Origin of the sequence: uncultured Methanobrevibacter sp. (assembly GCF_902784195.1) — an archaeon.
Taxonomy (GTDB): Archaea; Methanobacteriota; Methanobacteria; order Methanobacteriales; family Methanobacteriaceae; genus Methanobrevibacter.
The window spans coordinates 1-22,129 of sequence record NZ_CACZTX010000012.1 but is presented as its reverse complement, the minus strand read 5'-3'; the positions used below and the strand labels follow the sequence as shown (position 1 = coordinate 22,129).

At 32.0% G+C, this 22,129-nt stretch carries 20 protein-coding genes and 1 pseudogene; 17 read left to right on the top strand and 4 right to left on the bottom strand.

The genetic code is table 11. The features are described 5' to 3' along the window. Positions 1-97 precede the first annotated feature (97 nt). Positions 98-292 (bottom strand): helix-turn-helix transcriptional regulator, encoded by a 195-nt coding sequence (locus tag QZU90_RS08735; protein ID WP_295606996.1) that lies wholly within the window; start codon positions 290-292, stop codon positions 98-100. 185 nt (positions 293-477) lie between these two features. On the opposite strand from QZU90_RS08735, the gene QZU90_RS08730 reads away from it, so the two are divergent. From QZU90_RS08730 to mtrA, 10 genes and pseudogenes are all read left to right on the top strand, one after another. After that, positions 478-777 carry a DNA-binding protein gene (locus tag QZU90_RS08730; protein WP_295606994.1) on the top strand — a complete coding sequence of 100 codons (300 nt, stop codon included), beginning with the start codon at positions 478-480 and terminating at the stop codon, positions 775-777. A 394-nt stretch (positions 778-1,171) separates the two neighbouring features. Next, positions 1,172-2,320, top strand: a complete 1,149-nt coding sequence (locus tag QZU90_RS08725; RefSeq protein ID WP_296856702.1) for a tocopherol cyclase family protein — start codon at positions 1,172-1,174, stop codon at positions 2,318-2,320. Positions 2,321-2,439: 119 nt separating this feature from the next. Beyond that, on the top strand, positions 2,440-3,129 hold the full coding sequence (locus QZU90_RS08720; protein WP_296856700.1) for a diacylglycerol/polyprenol kinase family protein: 690 nt from the start codon (positions 2,440-2,442) through the stop codon (positions 3,127-3,129). 874 nt (positions 3,130-4,003) lie between these two features. Then, the gene (locus tag QZU90_RS08715; protein WP_295606989.1) at positions 4,004-6,214 is read left to right on the top strand and encodes a CDC48 family AAA ATPase; all 2,211 of its coding nucleotides are present in this window, start codon (positions 4,004-4,006) and stop codon (positions 6,212-6,214) included. A 435-nt stretch (positions 6,215-6,649) separates the two neighbouring features. Beyond that, a complete protein-coding gene (locus QZU90_RS08710) occupies positions 6,650-7,483 on the top strand; it encodes a methanogenesis marker 8 protein (protein ID WP_295606986.1) in 834 nt (277 codons plus the stop codon). A gap of 205 nt (positions 7,484-7,688) precedes the next feature. After that, positions 7,689-8,324 (top strand): 7-cyano-7-deazaguanine synthase QueC, encoded by a 636-nt coding sequence (gene queC, locus QZU90_RS08705; protein ID WP_295606983.1) that lies wholly within the window; start codon positions 7,689-7,691, stop codon positions 8,322-8,324. A 131-nt stretch (positions 8,325-8,455) separates the two neighbouring features. After that, complete coding sequence (locus QZU90_RS08700) at positions 8,456-8,815, top strand: 6-carboxytetrahydropterin synthase (protein WP_295606979.1); 360 nt, start codon at positions 8,456-8,458, stop codon at positions 8,813-8,815. 68 nt (positions 8,816-8,883) lie between these two features. Then, on the top strand, positions 8,884-9,492 hold the full coding sequence (locus QZU90_RS08695) for a 7-carboxy-7-deazaguanine synthase QueE (RefSeq protein WP_296856697.1): 609 nt from the start codon (positions 8,884-8,886) through the stop codon (positions 9,490-9,492). Between the two features lie 141 nt (positions 9,493-9,633). Beyond that, positions 9,634-10,056: a universal stress protein gene (locus QZU90_RS08690; RefSeq protein ID WP_295606975.1), complete on the top strand. Its 423-nt coding sequence runs from the start codon at positions 9,634-9,636 to the stop codon at positions 10,054-10,056. Between the two features lie 362 nt (positions 10,057-10,418). Continuing rightward, positions 10,419-10,958: pseudogene (gene mtrA / locus QZU90_RS08685) on the top strand (tetrahydromethanopterin S-methyltransferase subunit A); the annotation flags it as partial. 203 nt (positions 10,959-11,161) lie between these two features. On the opposite strand, the gene QZU90_RS08680 reads toward mtrA, so the two are convergent. Next, positions 11,162-11,614, bottom strand: coding sequence for a MarR family winged helix-turn-helix transcriptional regulator (locus QZU90_RS08680; RefSeq protein ID WP_295606973.1), 453 nt, complete (start codon positions 11,612-11,614; stop codon positions 11,162-11,164). A 415-nt stretch (positions 11,615-12,029) separates the two neighbouring features. On the opposite strand from QZU90_RS08680, the gene QZU90_RS08675 reads away from it, so the two are divergent. Then, positions 12,030-13,130: a cation diffusion facilitator family transporter gene (locus QZU90_RS08675; RefSeq protein ID WP_295606971.1), complete on the top strand. Its 1,101-nt coding sequence runs from the start codon at positions 12,030-12,032 to the stop codon at positions 13,128-13,130. 207 nt (positions 13,131-13,337) lie between these two features. On the opposite strand, the gene QZU90_RS08670 is transcribed toward QZU90_RS08675, so the two are convergent. Then, positions 13,338-14,108: an SDR family NAD(P)-dependent oxidoreductase gene (locus tag QZU90_RS08670; protein WP_295606969.1), complete on the bottom strand. Its 771-nt coding sequence runs from the start codon at positions 14,106-14,108 to the stop codon at positions 13,338-13,340. A 472-nt stretch (positions 14,109-14,580) separates the two neighbouring features. Between QZU90_RS08670 and thiC the strand changes: the two genes are divergently transcribed. The 6 genes from thiC (at position 14,581) to QZU90_RS08640 (ending at position 21,252) form a co-directional block, all read left to right on the top strand. Beyond that, positions 14,581-15,855, top strand: coding sequence for a phosphomethylpyrimidine synthase (thiC, locus tag QZU90_RS08665; RefSeq protein WP_296856694.1), 1,275 nt, complete (start codon positions 14,581-14,583; stop codon positions 15,853-15,855). Between the two features lie 53 nt (positions 15,856-15,908). Beyond that, the gene (locus QZU90_RS08660) at positions 15,909-17,564 is read left to right on the top strand and encodes an ATP-dependent DNA ligase (protein ID WP_296856692.1); all 1,656 of its coding nucleotides are present in this window, start codon (positions 15,909-15,911) and stop codon (positions 17,562-17,564) included. 244 nt (positions 17,565-17,808) lie between these two features. Next, positions 17,809-18,207 (top strand): exodeoxyribonuclease VII large subunit, encoded by a 399-nt coding sequence (locus QZU90_RS08655; RefSeq protein ID WP_295605647.1) that lies wholly within the window; start codon positions 17,809-17,811, stop codon positions 18,205-18,207. Between the two features lie 110 nt (positions 18,208-18,317). Next, positions 18,318-19,679 carry a phosphoglucosamine mutase gene (gene glmM / locus QZU90_RS08650; protein ID WP_296856690.1) on the top strand — a complete coding sequence of 454 codons (1,362 nt, stop codon included), beginning with the start codon at positions 18,318-18,320 and terminating at the stop codon, positions 19,677-19,679. 68 nt (positions 19,680-19,747) lie between these two features. After that, the gene (locus QZU90_RS08645) at positions 19,748-20,554 is read left to right on the top strand and encodes an adhesin (protein WP_296856688.1); all 807 of its coding nucleotides are present in this window, start codon (positions 19,748-19,750) and stop codon (positions 20,552-20,554) included. 26 nt (positions 20,555-20,580) lie between these two features. Continuing rightward, positions 20,581-21,252, top strand: a complete 672-nt coding sequence (locus QZU90_RS08640; RefSeq protein ID WP_296856686.1) for an adhesin — start codon at positions 20,581-20,583, stop codon at positions 21,250-21,252. 249 nt (positions 21,253-21,501) lie between these two features. Here the strand turns inward: QZU90_RS08640 and QZU90_RS08635 are convergent. Beyond that, positions 21,502-22,129, bottom strand: a 628-nt coding sequence (locus QZU90_RS08635; RefSeq protein WP_296856684.1) for a tetratricopeptide repeat protein, incomplete at its 5' end; no start/stop codon positions are given.

Sequence of the window (22,129 nt, the reverse complement as noted above, 5' to 3'; positions counted from 1 at the left end):
TCATTTCTTTTTACTATTTTTTACTTATTTTAGCTTGTTTCAATTATTTTAAATTCATATCCTAAATTCAATTCTAAATTCTACTTTTAGTTTTCATTCATATTTCGCTAATGAATATGTCTTCTATTTTCACATCAAACTTATGGGCTATTTTAAAGCCAAGTTCAAGTGATGGATTGTATTTGTCATTTTCAATAGCCACTATGGTTTGTCTGCTGACTCCCAATTCATTTGCCAATTCCTCTTGGGTAATATTCTCAATGGCTCTGTAAATTCTTAGATTATTTCTCATATTTGCCCTCTTTTTTATAAATTGATTTGAATTTTAAAATATTATGTAAAGTTATATTTACTTATTGTATAAATATATTTACTTTATGTTAAATATTATTTACTATTCCTATGTATTTATATAAGATTATGAATATATATTCAAAATGTAATTTGATATAAATAAAAAATAAGGTAGTTGATAATATGGAAAAAGCTTTAACTTTAAAATATACTTGTAAAGATTGTGGATTCACTTGGATTACCTTAAATGGTGAACACTCAATCTGTCCTAAATGTCACAGTGAAAATATTGAATTTCTAGAAGAAGTGAAAGATTTGGATATTGATGCAATTCTTGCTCATAATAAAAGGAGAGGTGGATGTTGCGGATCAGCACGTGGAAAAGGTCCTTTAACCTGTGGTAAACCTATGCCTGATCATGCTAATCCAAATATCCCGCACCATCACCATGATAAGAAAACTTGTTGTGGTTATAACGAATAGTTAAAATTTTTACCCTCAAATTTATTTTCTCTCCTTTTATTTATTTTCTTTTCTTTTATCTTTTGGAGTTGAGGGTTCTTTTTTTATTTTCTTTTATTTTCTTTTATTTTTTCAAAAATTCCAATTTGATTTTTTCTCTTTTTTAAACAATTAAATGTTCCACCTTTCATTTTTCTTAATTAATCCCTATTTTGCCCTATTTTCTCAAGTTCCCCTAATTTAAATAATAAAATATTTATTATAAATGGAATATAAATTAAAATATAGGATATATCGGTTGATTATTAAGCGATTTAAGTAATTGGCTGATTAGACTTATCAAAATTATTTAAATAATTTAGATTCTATATTTTTTGAATTATCAAACATGAACATTTTCTTTTGGAGGATTTTGATGAATAAAAGTGATTTGAAAAGAGACCATTATATGTTGAAAGGTCCCCTTGCTAAGCAAGGTTATGACTGGTGGTGGCATTCTTTAACAGCTTACAATAAGGAAACTGGTGAACCAAGACCATTCTTTATAGAATACTTTGTATGTAACCCAGATTTAGCTGAAGATGAACCTACCTTAGGTCAAGACCCTAAAAACATTGAAGCAGGTAAAAGACCTTCTTACTGCATGTTAAAAGTTGGAGCATGGGGTAAGGAACCTAAACAGATTCATAATTACTATTCCATGAAGGATTTCTCATGCCCTGATGATAAATTGGATATAAAAGTTGGGGAATACAGCTTAACTGAAACCCATATGACTGGATACTGTAAAGTTACTGAAGAGGAAGCACGTGAACATCCTGAATACATGTGTGATGCAGGAGAAATGAAATGGGACTTGGATATTGACAAGCAAATCACTTTTAATGTAGGATATGGTGCAAATGGCTTCTTCAGAAAATTGAATGCTTTTGAAATGTTTTGGCACGCTGAAGGAATAAAGACCCAATACAGCGGTACCATTGAAATGGATGGTGTTGATTATGAAGTCATTCCTGAAAAATCCTTTGGATATGCTGATAAGAACTGGGGTGGAGACTTTACAAGCCCTTGGTTATGGATTTCCTCCTGTAATCTGACAAGTTTGATCACTGGCAAGAAACTTAATAATTCTGCTTTTGAAGCAGGGGGTGGAAAGCCTAAGGCATTCGGCATTACACTTCCTCGTAAATTGCTGATAGGTTTCTATTATGAAGGAAAGATGTATGAATACAACTTTGCAAGATTCTGGAATAATGTAAGAGTTGATTTCGGTTTCAAAGAAGGAGAAGAAGTGAACGAATGGTTCATCAATTGCAGCAATTGGAACAGCAAGCTTGAACTCAAATTATACTGCAAACGTGATGAAATGTTGCTTTTCAATTATGAAGCTCCTACCGGTAAAAAGTTACACACCCGTCTTTGGAATGGTGGAAACGGTTACGGTGAAATCAAGTTGATGAAAAAGGACGGAACCTTAATTGACCATATCAAAATAGAAAATGCAGGTTGTGAATACGGAGAATATGATGATGATAGGACTCACAATATTATAGATGACAGATAAGTTATCTATAATATTATTTTTTTTATCATATCAATTCCTTAATTGATTTAATATTTATTATTTTTAAAATTGTTATATTATTTTCTGTTTTATGATTAATTTTGTTTAAGAGAGATATTATGTTATTTAGCGATATAATTGCATTAGTCATTGTTTATCTTTATGTAGTTGTCATATTCCTATTGGCAGAAAAGGTTTTAAAGAGCAAGCCGGAAGTTTCTCGTAAGTTTGTTCATATCATGGTTGGTAATATGATATTTGCCATGCCATTCTTCTCAGATCCTTCAATCTTACTTTGGTTTATCACATTGCCTATAACAATTGCTCTGTTCTTCTTGACAGAGTATTCACCAATAACAATCCACAATAGTGTAACTGAATCTGGTCATGCATTAGGCTTGTTCTTCTATGCGGGTATTTGGTCAGTATTGCTTTTGATATTCCCAATTTTAATAGATCCTAATTTGCTTTGGATTGTAGCATTAGCTATTGTTCCTTTAGTATACGGTGACGGATTCGCTGCTCTTGTTGGGGCAAAATGGGGTAGAATCAAATACCATGTATTCGGTGGAGAGAAAACTCTTGCAGGTTCCCTTGCAATGCTTTCTGTAACTGCAGTTTTATCTGTATTCGTATGGGTTTTCTACACTGCAATGGGATACACCCTTCCAGAACTTAATTTCTGGTACATCTTGATTATTTCTGCAATTGCAACTGTTGCTGAAGCTATCAGTTATGGTGGTATTGATAACCTTACTGTACCTTCTGTAACTGCAATCTTATATTATTTGGTTGCAACTATATTATAAAACGTTATCACTTTTGTGATAACCTTTCTTATTTTTTAATTATTCCTTAATAATTTTTTAATTATTTTTTATATTATTTTTATAAATTTTTATACAAATTCTCTTTTTGTTTTTATCTATTCAAATGATATCATGTTTCTTTTTATTTTTTACACTTAAATAACTTAAATTTATTTTTATTTTAAATTCTTTATTTCTGTTTTAAATAAATATTTTAAGATATTTATTAATAATATTAATTTTAATCATTTATTTAATTTATTTAACTATTTTAAATTATTTTTTTCTATTTTAATAAATTTTAAATTAAAATAACTTTTTGTTAATAAAATCGAAACATTTATATACTATGAAGTGCAAGTATTATTTAGTTACAAAAACTAACTAAAAGATTTACATTAATAATTGTTGATAAATTTTTAATAAATTCTTTTAATTCTTTATTTGGTTAATTAAATCAAGTAATTATGATTAAAACGATTGAATAATTGAATTAATGGAATTTAACGAGAATTAATTCTTTTAATTATTTATTGATGATTAATTTGTATTTATTTGGTTATTTAAATAAATTGATGGTCTTTAAATCTTTAGTTTAATTTTAATGTATTTGTTGAAGTTTTTAAAATTTCATTTGTTTGTATTTGACCAGTCCTTTATTTGGATTATTGATTAGATTCAAGCATTAAATAAATAATTTTGAAATTAATTCTAAACAATTGATATTTCTGTACCATCAATGATTATTAATGGTCTTTTATTATTTATTGTAACGAAAATTAGCTAAGCAAATCTTAGTTAAAGATCCAATTAGCTAATTATCATATTTATCTATTCATTACTATTCACAAAAAAATAAAAGGAGTTGAAGGTTATGGCTGATGTAGAACTTAAAATCAAAGTTGCAGAAATATTATCTCAAAAAGACGTTGGTAAAAATATAGCTAAACTGGATATGGAATCCATGTTTAAATTAGGTCTTAAGGATGGGGACTTAATCGAGATTATCGGATCTAAACATACTGCGGCTGTTGCAATTGCTTCTCAATCTGATATGGAATCAATCATAAGGATAGACGGTACAACCCGTAAGAATTCAGGTGCTTCAATAGGTGAGGAAGTTACCATCAAAAGAGCAGAAGCAAAAGAAGCTAAAAAAATTGTTCTAGCTCCTATTGATGCAAGAATCAGGATTGGTGGAGATTTCAACAGAGCATTCAGAAACCAAGTAATGGTTCAAGGGGACTTGATTAATACTGGTATTAAAACCCCTCAAAGAAGAGCTGTTGGAAGCGGTTTCTTTGATGATATCTTTGATGACATCATGAATGTTCCAGGCATTGGTGCAATGAGCCAAATCAAGTTGGCAGTTGTAAGCACTAACCCTGGAGGTGTTGTAAAAGTTGGTCCAAACACTAAGGTTGAAATCAACGAGGAACCAGTAGATGTTTCCAAATTGGAAGGTGTATCCAATCTTGTAGATATTAGTTACGATGACATAGGCGGTTTAAAGGATGAGGTTAAAAAGGTCAGGGAAATGATCGAAATCCCTCTTAAGAAACCGGAATTATTTGATAAGTTAGGTATTGCTCCTCCAAAAGGAGTATTGATGCACGGGCCTCCAGGTACCGGTAAGACCTTGCTTGCAAAAGCAGTAGCAAACGAAAGTGATGCTCACTTCATTGTAATCAACGGTCCTGAAATCATGAGCAAATATGTTGGTGGATCTGAAGAAAACCTAAGGGAATTCTTTGAAGAAGCTGAAGAAAATGCTCCATCCATCATATTCATTGATGAATTGGATGCTATTGCACCTAAACGTGAAGAAACTCAAGGTGAAGTGGAAAGAAGAACTGTTGCACAACTATTGACCTTGATGGATGGACTTAATTCCAGAGGGCAAGTGGTTGTAATCGGTGCAACAAACAGGCCTGATTCCCTTGACGGTGCACTTAGAAGACCTGGTAGGTTTGATCGTGAAATTGAAATCGGTGTTCCTGACAAAGAGGAACGTAAAGAGATTATGGAAATCCACACAAGAGGAATGCCTCTTGCAGATGATGTTGACTTGGATGATTTAGCAGATACAACCCATGGATTTGTAGGTGCAGACCTTGAAGCATTGGCTAAGGAAGCGGCTATGAGGGTTGTAAGAAGAATCATTCCAGATTTAGGTGCTGATGATGAGATTCCTCCTGAAGTATTGGAAAAACTTGTAGTAACCAAGGATGACTTCAAGTCTGCACTTAGAGAGATCCAACCATCTGCACTTAGAGAAGTTCTTGTTCAAGTTCCAAATGTAACATGGGATGATGTCGGTGGATTGGACGAAGCTAAACAGGAATTGAAGGAAGCTGTAGAATGGCCTTTAAAATACCCAGACAAATTCAAGGAATTTGGTGTAAGACCACCTAAAGGTACCCTATTGTATGGTATTCCAGGTACTGGTAAGACCATGCTTGCAAAGGCTGTAGCAAACGAAAGTGAAGCTAACTTCATTGCAATCAAAGGGCCTGAACTCTTGTCCAAATGGGTTGGTGAGTCTGAGAAAGGTGTAAGGGAAGTCTTTAGAAAAGCAAGACAAACTGCTCCTACTGTAATCTTCTTTGATGAAATCGATTCAATCGCAAGTTCAAGAGGTGCAGAATCTGGTGATTCTGGTGTAACCAAACGTGTTGTAAATCAATTATTGACTGAAATCGACGGTCTTGAAGAGTTAGAGGATGTTGCAATCATTGCAGCTACCAACAGACCAGACATCATAGATCCAGGTCTCATGAGGCCAGGTAGATTTGACAGACACATTAAGGTTGATGCTCCAAATGAAGATGCAAGACTTGCAATATTCAAGGTACACACCAAAGACATGCCTCTTGCAAAAGATGTCAAGCTTAAGAAATTGGCTAAAAACACCGAAGGATATGTTGGGGCAGACATTGAAGCAGTATGCCGTGAAGCTGCAATGCTTGCTTTAAGAGAGAACATTGAAGCGACTGAAGTCTCAGCTAAATTCTTCGATGAAGCTATGGATAAGGTGAAGCCAAAAAGCGTAAGTGATGAAGAAGAATTGATCCAATATTACTAATTGGATTAATTCCTTTATCACTTTTTTCCTCCTTAATTAACATATTTAATCGCTCAAATCAATAAATCACACATAAAACACAAATCAAAACACAAAACACACTATAAAATCAACTTAAAACACTAAACATAAGATCAAAACATAAAACACACTCAAAATTAAATTAAAACACTAAAAACACCTATAATATATGCAATGGATTAGAGAATAGATTTTTATACCTTTTATCTATCTTTAATCCATTTCCTCTGTTTTTCTTTTTTATTTATCTTTTTATCTTTTATTATTCATTTTTTATCTTTCTTTATTCTTTTCATTTTTCATTCTATTTTTAAAGTCTTATCCAAATTTAAAAATATTTTTATTGTATGAAAAATAAATTATTATTTAGATAAAATTTCACAATTGTTAATAATTTTTATTATAGGGATTATTATGGATAAGCATGTAATTGAAGCTTTAGGAAAAGCTAGAGTGACTGTTCAATACGGAAAAGTTGTTGATGTTGGAGAACCTAAGATTGAATATTGTCCTCTTTTTCATAAGCATAGAGGAATTGAAAAATTAACTGAAGAAGAAATCAAGAAAAACATAGAATTCAGAATAGATGACTTTGGAATGTGTACCAAAGATAGGGTATTAAGACTTAAGGACTTCTTATCCTTTGGAATTTCTGAAATATTGTCCACTTTACTTGATGAAAATATCATTGACTGTGTAGTGATGGTCTGTGAAGGCTGTGGAACTGTACTTGTTACTGAAAGTGAATTGGCTCAAGGAGTTGGTGGAAGGGTTTCAGGACTTGTTGAAACCAGCCCGATACCTGAACTTATAGAGCAATTCCTTCCAAATCATGTTCTTGATGAGGAAAATGCTTCTATTGATCAAGTGGAAGGTTTTAGATTAGCTATTGAAAACGGATATAAGAATATAGCAGTTACCCTTTGTTATCCTGAAGATGGAGTAATTCTTAGGGAATTGGAAAAGGAATACGATGATGTAAATGTTTATTTATTTGGAGTTCACTCAACAGGATTATCCGAAGAAGAAGCTGAGCTCGTCTTTGACCTCTATGATGTGGTTACTGGCTGTGCTTCCAAACCTATTAGAGAAGTTGGTGCAGAAAGAGCTTTATGCTCTGTTGGAACTTCCATTCCAATTTTTGCAGCAAGTGAAAAAGGAAAAGAATTTGTTAAATTAAGATTGGATAAGATTGGAGGACCTAAAAAGAAAACAGGAAATTCAAGACATCCTGAACCATTAATTTAAGAATCCTTCTTAAATGAAATTAAATATTTTTTCTTTTTTTAATTTTCCTTATAAATCCTTTTCTATTCTTTTTAATCTTTTTTTAATTATTTTAAAATTTTTATTTAATTTAATTATTTTTACCATTTTAATAATTAATTTTAAATGTATTGTAAAACAGAAATATAATATTATATATTTATTAATTTTATTTATGGAGATTTAAATGTCAAAAGATGTAGTTTTAATATTATCTGGAGGATTGGACTCTTCCACTTTATTGTATAAATTATTGAATGAAGGGAATAAGGTAACTGCACTCAGTTTCAATTATGGTCAGAAGGCAGCTATTGAAATTGAAAGGGCAGCAGAAATCTGTCAAATGAATGATGTTCCTCATTTCGTATTTGATATACAGAATATTGTGGATTTGCTTTCAAGCAGCTTGACTGATTCTGATAATGACAATGTTGAAGAGCCAAAGAGCACTGTTGTTCCAAGCAGAAATACAATATTGCTTGAACTTGCAACTGCATTTGCAATAAGCAACAATAAGGAAGAAGTCTATTACGGTGCAATCAAGGCAGATATCGGTGATTATCCAGACACCACCCCAGAGTTTTTAGAGAAGATCAATGAGTTAAATAAAGTCAATAACTATGAATACATTCCTGTTTGCGCTCCATTTATTGATACAGATAAAAAGGATGTTGTAAAGCTTGCCTTGAAGTTAGGAGTGCCAATAGAAAAGACATGGAGCTGTTATGTAAACAATGATGGAACTCCATGTGGTGAATGCTTCAGTTGCAAATCAAGAATAAAAGCTATTGAAGAAGCTAAAAAAGAATTAGGAATAGATTAATTAAAATTAATTAAATTAATTAAAATTATTAATTAAAATTAATTATCATATTCAATGAATATACAGATTAAAAAATTTAGATAAAATTATATGTTGATTAGAAATTTTTATTAGTTACGGAGGTTATATTTATGTTAACATTAGTATCAGAACATAGAATTTATGGTTGTCACAAATTAAAGAACCAAGGTGGAAAATGTACTCAATGGCATGGACACCAATATAGGGTAATTTTAACTTTAAAAGCACCATATAATGATTTGGATTACAGAAATATGATTATGGACACCTATGACATCGAAGCAATCTTCAATGAGTTCATTGGTGTAGATCATTTGAATTTAAATGAATTTATGGACTCAGAAGACCCTACCATGGAAGAGATGAGCAAGTTCTTCTATGATGGATTAAAGCCTAAAATCGAATGTTTGGTAAGTGTTGGAGTTTATGAAACTCCTGAGACTGGTGTAACATACGAACCTATGGAATAAGTTAGATTAAATTGCTAATTATGATTTAAAATGGGTTCTTTAAAGCATTTTAGAGTTTTTTAAAGTAGGTGATTAAAATTAAGGTTAGTGAAATTTTCACATCATTTCAAGGGGAGGGGCCTTATGTAGGGGCTCCTGCAACCTTTTTAAGATTATATGGTTGCAATTTGAACTGCCAGTGGTGTGATACTGACATTTCAACATATGAAATGCTGTCTGTTGATGATGTTGCAGAGATTCTGATGACTCAAATGGAGTTCAATAATATAAACTTATTAGTCATAACCGGCGGAGAACCTACTCTACAGATGGAAGAGATAAAGCGTTTGATTAAGGAGCTTCCTGAAGACATTAAAATTCAACTTGAGACTAATGGTTCCATTTTTGAATACATTCCTGAAATAGAATATGTAATCAGTCCAAAGGAAGATAAGGAAAAGGTCTTTGAAAATTATTATAAATATGATAATGTTTTCTTTAAGTTTGTAATCACTTGTGAGGAAGATATAGATGAAGTGATTTCAATAAAAAACAAGTATGGCTATGATAAGACAATCTGGCTTCAAGGTGAATTCAGCAGAGATGCTCTAATGGCTGACTTGATTAGGGAAAATTTTCCTCGTTTAAAAAATATAAAATTATCTGTTCAAACTCATAAGTATTTAAAACAAAGATAAACAATTTTCTTAACTTTGTTAATGTATTATCGAATGAATTAATAATATACTTATATAAGTTAAATCAAATATACTATTGTAGATTAATTATTAATAAAATTCTTTTAAATAAATTGTATTTTTAAAATAAAGTGTGGAATTATGTATAAAAAAATTTTATTACCAACTGATGGATCTGAACACTCTTTACGTGAAGTTGAAAGAGCTAAACATGTATTGGCGGAAGATGGGGAAATTATAATCCTCTCTGTTGCTATTAAAATAAGAAAGACAGCGTTCCATAGAACCAAAGATGTTAGGAAAATGAATAATGAAGCTGTAAATGAAGCTGAAGATAATGTAAAAGCCATGGCGGATTGCTTTGATGACAGTTTTAATGTCAGGACCATGGTAAAATCAGGTTTCCCATCTGAACAAATCAATAAGGTTGCTGAAGATGAGGATTGTGATTTGATTATCATTGCATCTTCAGGTGTAAGTGGCATTCATAAGTTTGTTCTTGGAAGTGTTGCTGAGAGTGTACTTAAAGAATGTGAAAAAGATGTTTTATTAATTCATAATTAATTAATAAATCATTTATTTTTTAATCTTTTTTTTAATCTTTCATTTATTTTACACATTCCTTATCTTTTTTTTAACTATTTGAATTATTATTTATAAGTTTTATTTTATAAAATACTCAATTGTAATTTACTTATTTTTCTAAAAATCATTATAAAATCTTTAGTTTCTATTTTTAATTGAATTTATTTATCTAAATTAACTTTTAAAGTCTAATTTACTTTTTATACGCATTAAGTGACAAAATATTTAAATACTTATTTCAGTATAAAATTAATTACTTGAATCTAATATTCTTTAGGGATTTGATATCTCTAATAAAATATTGAAAAAATAGCTTATATTAAAAATATGAGAGTGATATTATGGTAGATAAAAAACCTACTGCTGATAACTGGCCTGTTGTAAGTGGAGATTATATTGTTGGGGATCCAGAAAGTCCTGTTGCTGTAACTACTTTAGCTTCTCACAATGAAGACATACCTGCAGCTGCGGGAGCAGCAATTGCTGGACCATGCAAGACTGAAAACTTAGGTATTGAAAAAGTGGTGGCAAACATCATTTCAAACCCAAACATCAGATTCTTGATTCTTTGTGGAGCTGAAGTGCAAGGACACATTACTGGTCAAAGTATGCGAGCATTGCATGAAAATGGTTGCGACCCTGAGAAAAAGAAAATCACTGGAGCTACTGGTGCTATTCCATTTGTAGAAAACATTCCAATGGAAGGTGTAGAAAGATTCCAGCAACAAGTGGAACTTGTTGATCTGATTGACAATGAGGATGGTGGAGCAATCACTGCTAAAGTAAAGGAATGTATAGAAAAAGATCCTGGTGCTTTAGAAGAAGATGCTTTAGTAATTGATTTAGATGAAGAAAAAGGTAAGGAAAGTACCATTGAAGTATCTTCAAAAAATGAAGAATTAGAGATTGATGCTTAAATAAAATTTATTTTCTTCTTTTTTTCTTTTTTATTTTTTTAAAATTAGTTATAATAAAAATTTTAATTGCTATATTTTTTTTAAATTAGTTTTAATATAAATTCTAAATCAGTCTTACTTTCAAAAGCATTATAAAATGATTTCAGTATGGTGTTTGATGGAATAAATTATTTTTTAATAATGTTCAAAGATTTATCGGAGATCTTTTTTAATTGTTTCTCCATTTTTTCTTTTTCTTCGGAATCGTAGTCTTCAAAAGTGATTTCATCGAATTCTCCGAATATTTCTATACATCTTTCAAAGGTTGCTTCTCCTTTTTCAGTTAAATGTAAGTTACGGCGAGCATTATTGTCTTCATCAACAGTCTTATAAACCAATTCTTTTCCTTCTAATTTTTTGAATGTTTTTGTGATGTTTGCTTCGGAAACAATTAAACTATGTGCAATTTCCCTTTGGCTAATTCCATCCTTATAATAAATTTTTGATAATAACATTGCTTCAGCAGGAGTGATTTCCAAATCTGCACTTCTTTCTTTAAAGAATTCTCCAAATCCCTTTGTTATATTATACCATGAATTTAGATAACTGTTTTCTTGATTGAATACTGAATTTTTACGCATTATATCCCCTTAAGTTTACTTTGTTAATTAATAACTTCCTTTTAATATATAAATGTATTGATAAATTTGAATAATGTATAATTTAAATATCAATTTTATATTTTAATGTATAATTTTTTTCATTTTTATTATTTTTTTAATAGGAATTATTCAGTATTAATTATCGCATTGTTAATTTTTTATATTGCTTTTTTTAATTATTTCCATATTTTTTGGTTTGATTTGTTCATTTATCTATAAAATTTTAAATTTTTTAACTATCATTAACTGAGTTTAGTATTGGAATTCATTAACTAAAACCTATTTTCTTAGTTTCAAAGTAAAAATATCAATCATTAGCTTAAATAGCAAATTATATTTTGTTTGATATATATACTATAATTAAGTATTTTTTTATAATTAATCGAGGCATTTTATGGAGAGAGACAAGATTATAGTAAGGACCAGTGTCATTGGAATACTGGTGAATTTAATCCTTGTTGCATTTAAGGCAAGCATTGGGATTATGGTAAACAGTATTGCAATCACATTGGATGCAGTAAACAATTTAACAGATGCTTTATCTTCAATAATTACAATTATTGGAACAAAATTAGCAGGAAAAGCTCCAGATAAAAAGCATCCTTACGGTTACGGAAGAATAGAGTATTTTTCATCTGTAATCATCTCAATTATTGTATTGCTTGCAGGAATAACCGCTTTGGAAGAGTCTGTTCCAAAGATATTCAATCCTGTCTTGGCAGACTATACCTTTGTTTCAATCTTCATAATCGCTGTTGCTGTGGTTGTAAAATTCCTTTTAGGAAGATATGTTAAAGGAAAAGGAAAGGAAATAAATTCCCAGTCATTGGTTGCGTCTGGAAGCGATGCACTGTTTGATGCAATACTTTCATTGTCTACAGTGGTTGCAGCTATTATTAGCTTAATCTGGAACATTAGTTTGGAGGGTATTTTAGGTACAATCATTGCCTTTGTCATTATTAAGGCAGCTATTGAAATGCTTTCTGAAACATTAAGCAGCATGATTGGTACACGTGTAGACAGTGAAATAACCGATAAGCTTAAGGATAGAATAAGTGAATTTGATGAGGTCTTAGGTGTTTATGACTTGACTTTGCACAATTACGGTCCAACTCAATTGATGGGATCTGTTCATGTTGAGCTTAGGGATGACTTGACTGCAAAGGAGATTCATAAGTTAACCAGACGTATTCTATATTCTGTATATGAAGAGTTTGGAATCATACTCACAGTTGGAATCTATGCATCAAATACAGATAGTGAAGAAACTAGAAAAATTAAGGAAAGTCTTAATGAAATAATTGCAAAATATCCGGAAATATTGCAAATGCATGGATTCTATATGGATGATGACTTAAATTTAATCACTTTCGATTTAATCATTGATTTTGATGCAAATCGTGCTGAAGTAAAAGAGAAAGTATTAAAAGAAATTCAAGATAAATATCCAAATTATCAATTTGATGCAATCTTGGATGCAGATTATAGTGACTAATGTCACTATAATATATTTTTTTAAATTTTTATTTTATTCGTGAATAATAGAACAATTTATTTTCAAATTATTCTATAAAAGTAGTTTAATTGTATTTAGAAAAAGTCTTTAGAAAAATTGTTTATAAAAAGAGAGTTTTTATTTGAATAATAAATTATGGAGGAGCCTTAATGGCCCATCCATTATTATTCATAAATTGTTTTTTAATTATATTGCAGTCCATCCGCCGTCAACACAGATTAATTGACCGGTACAGAAGCTGGATGCGTCAGATGCTAAGTAAATTGCGAGACCGTCTAATTCACCAGGTTCACCTAATCTGCCAGCTGGACAGTATGCTGCAATTAAGTCCATAAATCCAGGTAATCCAAGAGACTCTTCGGTTAATTCGGTTTTGAATACTGCTGGACCGATTGCGTTTACGGTAATGTTGTATTTAGCCCATTCTACAGCTAAGTTTTTGGTTAAGTTCATTACTCCACCTTTTGCAGAGGAGTAAGCACTAATTCCTCCACCAGGGAAGATAACTCTACTGTGGATAGAACCGATGTTGATGATCTTACCGTATTCTTGTTTGATCATGATTTCTCCAACAGCTTTACACATGTAGTATACACCGCTTAAGTCAATGTGGATGTGTTTTTCCCATTCTTCATTTGATTGGTCAACAACCATTTTGTTGTTACCCATACCTGCTGCATTTACGAGAATGTCAATTCTTCCGTAAGCGTCCATTACTTTGTCAACAGCTGCGGTAATGCTGTCATAATCTCCGACATCACATACAGCGTACATTACTTCAGTTCCGAATTCTTTTTCAATTTCAGCAACGTTTTCAAGTAATCTTTCTTCTCTTCTAGCGAATAGTGCTAATTTTGCACCTTGGCTTGCGTATGCTTGAGCAATTTGCCAACCTAATCCTGAGGAAGCACCAGTAATAACTGCTACTTTGTCTTTAATGTCGAAATAGTTTTTCATTTTTATTCTCCTAAAAATTTTTCAACCAATATTGTTGAATCTAATTTTTTCAGTTAGTATTTTCAACTTTTGTTGGTTATATAAATATTTAGTATTTCCATTATTTAAATATTGTTTATTCAATTTTTTTAGATTTAACCTGGTAAATTCTATTATTTTATTTAGTTTTAATGTTATTTTGTTCATTTTTATTTTTAATATTTATCCAGTTATGATTTTTAATATATCATTAAATTAAACTTGTAAAATTTTTCTTAATTTTTTTATTATTTTATTTAGTTTAATATCTCTACAACATTTTATTTTTTTAATATTTTTTCGCTAAAACTTATCCAAATACAACAAATTAATTAAATAATAAATTACATAATTTTATATGTTATGGATTATGTAATAGATTATAATACTATGAATGATTATTACAATTATATTTCAATATTAAAAAATGATTTAAATTATTAAAGGTGCTTTAATGACACAGATGACTGAAGCTAAAAAAGGAAACATCACTCCTGAAATGAAAGAGGTTGCAGAATTTGAAAGGATAGATGCAGATAAGATATTAAAGGGAGTAGCCAATGGAACTATTGTAATCCCAAAGAATATTGGAAGAGAAACTAAAGCTTGCGGTATTGGAAAGGGATTAACCACTAAAATCAATGCTAATATTGGTTCATCAAGCAAAATCGAGGATATTGATCTTGAAATGAAAAAGGCAAAGTTAGCAGTTGATTTTGGTGCAGATGCGATTATGGACTTAAGTACAGGTCCTAAATTACTTGAATTCAGAGAAAAGATCATGGACTCTGTAGATGTGCCTATTGGAACTGTTCCAATTTATGAAGCGGGAGTCATTACATTAAATAAAGGCAATGAAATCATCGAAATGGATGAGGATGACATATTCAACTCTATCATACATCAGGCTAAAGATGGGGTTGACTTCATGACACTTCACTGTGGTATCAATCGTGATTTGGTAGACAAGCTTCAGAAGGCCAAAAGAATGATGGGCATTGTAAGCAGAGGCGGAACTTTCCTTGCTTCATGGATCTTGCACAATGGAGAGGAAAACCCATTATATGCAAATTATGATTATCTTTTGGAAATAGCTTTGGAATATGACATCACCCTTTCCTTAGGTGATGGGCTTCGTCCAGGATGCTTATCTGATGCAACTGACACTTCACAGATTCAGGAATTGGTAACCTTGGGAACTCTTGTAAAAAGAGCTCAGGAATCTGGAGTTCAAACCATGGTTGAAGGTCCAGGGCATGTTCCATTAAATCAAATCAGGTCAAATATGGAAATCCAAAAGACATTATGTCATGGAGCTCCATTCTATGTTTTAGGCCCAATCGTTACAGATTTGGCACCTGGTTATGATCATATCACTTCAGCTATTGGGGGAGCTATTGCAGCTTCAAGTGGTGCTGATTTCCTATGTTATGTAACACCTGCAGAACATTTGTCACTGCCTTCCCTCGAGGATGTTAAGGAAGGAGTTATTGCAAGCAAGATTGCTGCTCAAGCTGCAGATGTTGCCTTAGGATTGGACACTGCATGGGAAAAGGAAGTGGCAATGGCAACTGCAAGGAAAAACTTTGACTGGGAAAGCCAATTCAATCTTGCTTTTGATAATGTCAAGCCAAGACATTATAGAAACAAATGTGAACTTGATGATGATGAAATGTGCGCTATGTGTGGAGAATACTGTGCAGTTAAAATAGCTAAAGGAGATTTTTAGATTAATATTACATTTATTGTATAAGTTTATCATGGATTCTTGGGAGTGAAAAGATGAAATATCAAGAACTTGTTAATGTTTATGAGGCATTAGGTGCCACTACAAAAAGATTGGAAAAGACAGATATTTTAGCTGATTTTTTCAAAAGAGTTGAAGAGGAAGATTTGGAGAAAATCACTTTAATGGCTTTAGGAAGCGTTTTCCCATCTTGGAGTGAAGAGGAACAGGGAATAGGAGATAAGCTTGTTATGAAAGCTGTTGGGGATGCTGTAGGAGTTTCTGTAGATGTAGTTGAAGATGCCATCCGTGATGAAGGAGATATTGGAGCGGCTGCAGAAAAGCTCTATGCCAAAAAGGCTCAAATGACATTCTTCTCACAACCTTTAACTGTCAAATTTGTTTATAATCAATTAAGAAAATTGGCAACAATATCTGGAAGCAGGTCCACTGCCCGTAAAATTTCCAATATTCTTGAACTTTTATCTTCTGCTTCTGGAAAGGAAGCAAAATATATTTGCAGAACCATTTTGGAAGAGCTTAGGATTGGTGTAGGTGAAGGAATTATCCGCGATGCAATTTCTCAAGCCTTTGGTGTTGATAAGGCTGTTGCTGAAAGGGCTCATATGTTGACAAATGACTTAGGTCTTGTTGCAAAAGTGGCAAAGCTTGAAGGTGAAGATGGCCTTAAAAAATTGACATTAATTCCTGGAAGAGCTGTAAAGCCAATGCTTGCACAACTCTCTGAAGGTATTGATATAAGCATTGAAGAAATGGGCTGTGCACTTTGTGAGACTAAATATGATGGGTTCCGTACTCAATTCCATAAGAATGGGGATGAGATTACATTATTCACCCGTCGTTTGGAAAATGTTACACATGCTTTTCCAGATGCAGTTGATTTCATAAGAAGAGGGTTCCCGGATGAAGACTTCATTGCTGAAGGGGAAATTGTAGGATTTAAGGATGATAAGCCTCTTCCGTTCCAAACAGTATTGCAAAGAGTCAGAAGGAAATATGATATCCATGATGCAATGAAAAATGTTCCTATAAAAATATTCCTATATGATTTGCTTTACTTTAAGGAGCCTATAGTTGATGAACCTATTATTAAGCGTAGGGAGATTCTGGAAAATGCTGTGGATTGCTCAATTGATGAATTGAACCTCAGTGATATAGTAAAAGTAGGTCCTGAAAACATTGATGATGCTGTAGAGTTGTTCAATAGATCCATAGCTGGTGGGCATGAAGGAATAATGATTAAAAACTGCGCTGAACCGTATATTCCTGGAATCCGTGGAAAGAAAATGTTAAAGTTCAAGGCAGAACCTGAAACATTGGATGCAGTTATTGTTGGAGGAACAAAGGGAATAGGTAAAAGAGGAGAGTTTATAGGATCTTATGAGATTGCTCTTCGCGATGAATATGGTGAATTGCTTACAATCACCAAGATTGGAAGTGGACTTTCAGATGATGATTTGGCAAATCTAACAAGGCAAATGAAAGAAATTATAATCTCAGAGAAAGGAACTCACATTAGTGTCCAACCAAAAATTGTTTTAGAAATAAAATACAGTGAGATTGTTAAAAGTCCAGAATATCCTGCAGGATACTCTTTACGTTTCCCAATTGTAAAAAGCATAAGGACAGATAAGGGTGTAGAGGACATTGATACAATTGAAAGATTGGAATCAATGTATAATGGCCAATAATCTTAATTTTTTATTTCTTTTATTTTTTTATTTTCTCATTTTTTCATTCTTTTTTTATTTTAATGTTTTTTATACATTTTTTAGCCTTTTTTAAATTATTTTATCATTGATATCATTTTAAATAATTAAAATGAGTTTAAAACAATATTAAAATTATTATATGACTTATTTTTTAATTTTAAGCAATATTTATATGTTATTTACCAAATAAATCATTTTAAGAATAATTTTATTTGGTGATTTTATGGAATTAAATGATAAAATAATTTTTAAAGTTGCATTGATTACATCGCTTGTAGGAATTATGGGAATGCTGGTTTTTGCATCTTACATTGAACCAAAGGAAATTCAAGTAAAGGACATTACAAGAAACAATATTGGAGAGACTGTAGCAGTCACAGGAGTGATTGAATCGATTAAGGAGTCTTCAAGTGGAAGCTCTTGCTTTATGGAGTTAAATGATGGCACTGGGAAGATAAATCTGATTATCTTTGAATCGACATTAGTGGAGCTTAAGGATGCTGGAAATGATTTGGACAGCTTTAGGAATCATAAAGTTAAGGTAATTGGCAGCATAACAGAATACAAGTCTTCAATGGAACTGATTTTATCCAATTCAAATTCAATTAAATTGGTTTCTTAGGTTAATTTTTAATAAAATATTTAAACTTTATAAACAAAAATATATTTAGATTTAAAATAATTTTAAATATTATATATTTAATCATTTATTAATTTTACAAAGGTCATAAAATGGTGGAAAAAAGATTATTTGGTACATTTGGTGTAAGAAGAACTGCAAATGATGTTTTGACTCCAGAATTTGCATCACGTCTTGCAGCAAGTTATGGATCAATTGTTCAAGGCACTGTAGCTATTGGAGGAGATACAAGAACCAGCACTCCTATGCTCAAATATGCAATTACTGCAGGATTGCTTTCATCTGGCTGTGATGTGGTGGATTTAGGTATTCTTCCAACTCCCGCTATTCAATATGCTGTAAGAAACTATTATGATGGTGGAATCATTGTAACCGCTTCTCATAACCCTCCAAAGTATAATGGATTGAAATTCGTGGATGAGTTCGGTATAGGGACTCCAGATGATATGGAAATTGAGGTTGAAAAATTATACTTTGACTCAGAGCCTAATAGGGCTTCTTGGGATAAGATTGGAGAATGTTTCACTAATGACACTATAATCAAGGAGTATATTGCAGAGACCATTAAAAGAGTTGATGCAGAAGCAATCAGAAATAGGAAACTTAAGGTTGTAGTTGATTGTGGTTCCGGAGCAGGTTCCTATACAGCACCTTATATCCTTAAGGAATTAGGTTGTGAAGTGACAACCATCAACTGTCAGGCAGATGGATTTTTCCCAGGAAGAGATCCAGAGCCAATTGAACCAAATCTTCAGGATTTAATTGCAACTGTCAAGAATCTCGGAGCGGATATTGGTCTTGCTCATGATGGTGATGCAGATAGGACCATCTGCATTGATGAGAAAGGAAACTTTATCTTGGGAGATAAGACCTTTGCCCTTGTTGAAAAGCATATGTTAAAGGAAAATGGGGGAGGCATTATTGTAACTACTGTAGCTACTTCCCAAGCAATTTATGATATTGCTGAAGAGTTTGGCGGTGAAGTTATATCCACTGCTGTTGGAGATTTGCTTGTTGCAAGAAAGCTTAAGGATACTGATGGATTGTTTGGTGGTGAAGAAAATGGAGGGCTCATTTTCCCAGACTTCATCTATGGAAGAGATGCAGCTATGACTGTAGCGAAAATCCTTGAAATACTTGTTAAGGAAGATAAGCCATTATCTGAACTTGTAGCAGAGCTTCCAGTTTATTATCAGGAAAAGTTAAAAGTCGAATGTGCGGATGACTTAAAGCAAGAAGTCATGACAAAGATTGCAGATGAGATCAAGGAAACAACTGATTTTGAGCTTGATACAACAGATGGGGTTAAAATCCTAAAAGAGGATGGTTGGGTAATTATCAGACCTTCAGGTACTGAACCAATCTTTAGATGCTTTGCTGAATCTGACTCCCAGGAAAAAGCTAATGAAATGGCTAGTTGGGGAATCAGTTTGGTAGAGAAATATAAAAATTAATAAAAATTTATTTTAAACTATTAGGGACTAATTTTAATTATTCTCTAATATTTACTATTTTTGAGAATATGATACCAGATAACAATAAATCAAAATTAATACTTATTTTAGTGATTATCTTAGCGATAGCTATTGTTTTCTTTGGATATGCAATATCTATGAATAATTCAAGCAATTCTAATGAGGGCATTGATGCAAATGTTGATGATGCATTCATAATTAACCAGTCATATCCGGATGGGCCAACCGCTGAAGCGAAAATAGACACTTCCAATGTGAACTCTGAGTTGCTTGGTGAAAATGAGTTGGGGACAGTAGAATTGTTAGGACCTTTTGGAAACCCTAATTCAAACATTAAAATAGCTTATTCAATCGGTATGCATCCATTGGAAAGCAAGGCTCATAAGGCTTTATTTGATACTGTAAATTCTAAAAGCGCTTCTTTGAATTATTGTTATTATATCTACAAAATCAATGTAACAAATTATGATGCTGATGATGAGGGCAGAATGGATGGTCAGTTGCTTGCTCAGGAGTTTGTAGCCCCTCATATAATCAACAATGATTATGACCTTTTTGTGGATGTTCATAGCAATAAGGGAATGATTTCAGGAACTTATGAAGAGACTAATTTTGTCTTTGCAGTAGGTCAGGATGAAAAGTCAGAAGCCTTTGTAAATAAGATCTTAAATAAAATGCCAGAGCTGGTTTATTATTTCCCAAGTGCACAGTCAAGTCCACCTTATATCACATTGCCTACAGAACAGGCAGGAATCCCTACAGTAAACTATGAAACATATTGTTATGAACCGATCAATACAACTTATGATTTGATGAATAAGTTTGTAGATACAGTTGATAGTTTAGAATTTTAATGCAGTTTAAAGTGAGATGTGTGTAAATGTTTAAGAATAATTATCCAGAAGAGCCTACAGATGAAGCAAAAGTGGATTCTTCATTATATGATGCAGAATTGATTGGAGAAAATGATTTAGGAACTATTCATCTTCATGGGCCTTTTGGAAACACAGATTCAGATATTAAAGTAGCTTACTTAATTGGTATGCATCCAATGGAAAGTAAGGCTCATAGAGGCTTGTTTGATACCATAGTTGAATGGGATAAGGAAGGAATTTTAAACTATTCCTATTATATTTACAATATAAATGTGGTTGGAGAGCTTGACGCAGAAACAGAAGGTCGTATGGATGGCCAATTGCTTGCTCAAGAGTTTGCAGCTCCTCATATAATAGATAATAAATATGATTTCTTTGCAGATATTCATAGCAATAAAGGATTGAAGGGTCCTGGAACTTATGCAAAAACCAATTTCATTTTCGCTCCAGGATTTGATGAGGAATCAACACATATTTTGAATATTCTTTTGGATAAGATCACTGAACTTGTTTATTATGCTCCAGAGTATAGGACAAGTCCTCCATACATTACAATTCCTGTTGTAGGAAGTGGGATTCCAACAATTGTGTATGAAACTTATTCCTATGAGCCAATGGAAAGAACATATGATTTAAGTGAAAAATTAGTCAATGCAATTGATAATCTAAAGTTTTGATTTTTTAACCGATCTCTATTTTTATTTTTCTTATTTTTTCAATAAATTTTTCTTTTCATTATTTTAATTTTAGCTATTATTAAAATATAGTCATATATGGCAAACCTATTTTTAATTAATTATTATTTCAATTTAATTAATTCAAATTCATTTTTTATTTATTATTAATTCTATAATCTACATAAACTAATTAATTATTATAAAAGTAGTAAAAAATAGGTAAAAAAGTTAAAAATTTTAAAAAAATAGTTACATATTTTCCAAGCATTCCATTTTTAGGACTCTTGCATCATCGTTTGATGGGTCGAGAGCAAGAACTTTAGTGAAAAGGATTTCTGCTTCATCGAATCTACCAAGTTCCATTAGAACAACTCCTTTGTTTAAGAGGAATGATGTGTTCCTTGGTTCGAGTTCTATTGCCTTGTCATAGCATTCAATTGCCTCTTCAAATCTACCAAGATCAAGAAGAGCATCTTCCAAACATAATTCCAAAGCCTTGTCATATGCTTCCAATGCCTCTTCAGGCCTTTCCATATCAGTCAATACATTTCCACGTGCATTCCAAACTTCTGGGTTGGTGTCATCAATGGTGATCAATTTATCATAAACCTCTAAGGCCTTATCGAATTCTGCCAAGATTTCCAAAATGAATCCTCTCCAATAGAGAACTACTGGATTGTTAGGGTTTGCATTCAATGCTCCATTGCTTGCTTCAAGAGCTTCTTCTATATTCCCAGAGTTAAGCATAGCTATTGCCTTGTTGTTCCAGATGTATTCGTTATCCCCTTCTATTTCCAAAGCCTTGTCATAACATTCAATGGATTCATCAAAACGGTCGAGCCTGCTTAAATTGTCTCCTTTTTTGTTTAAGAGATAA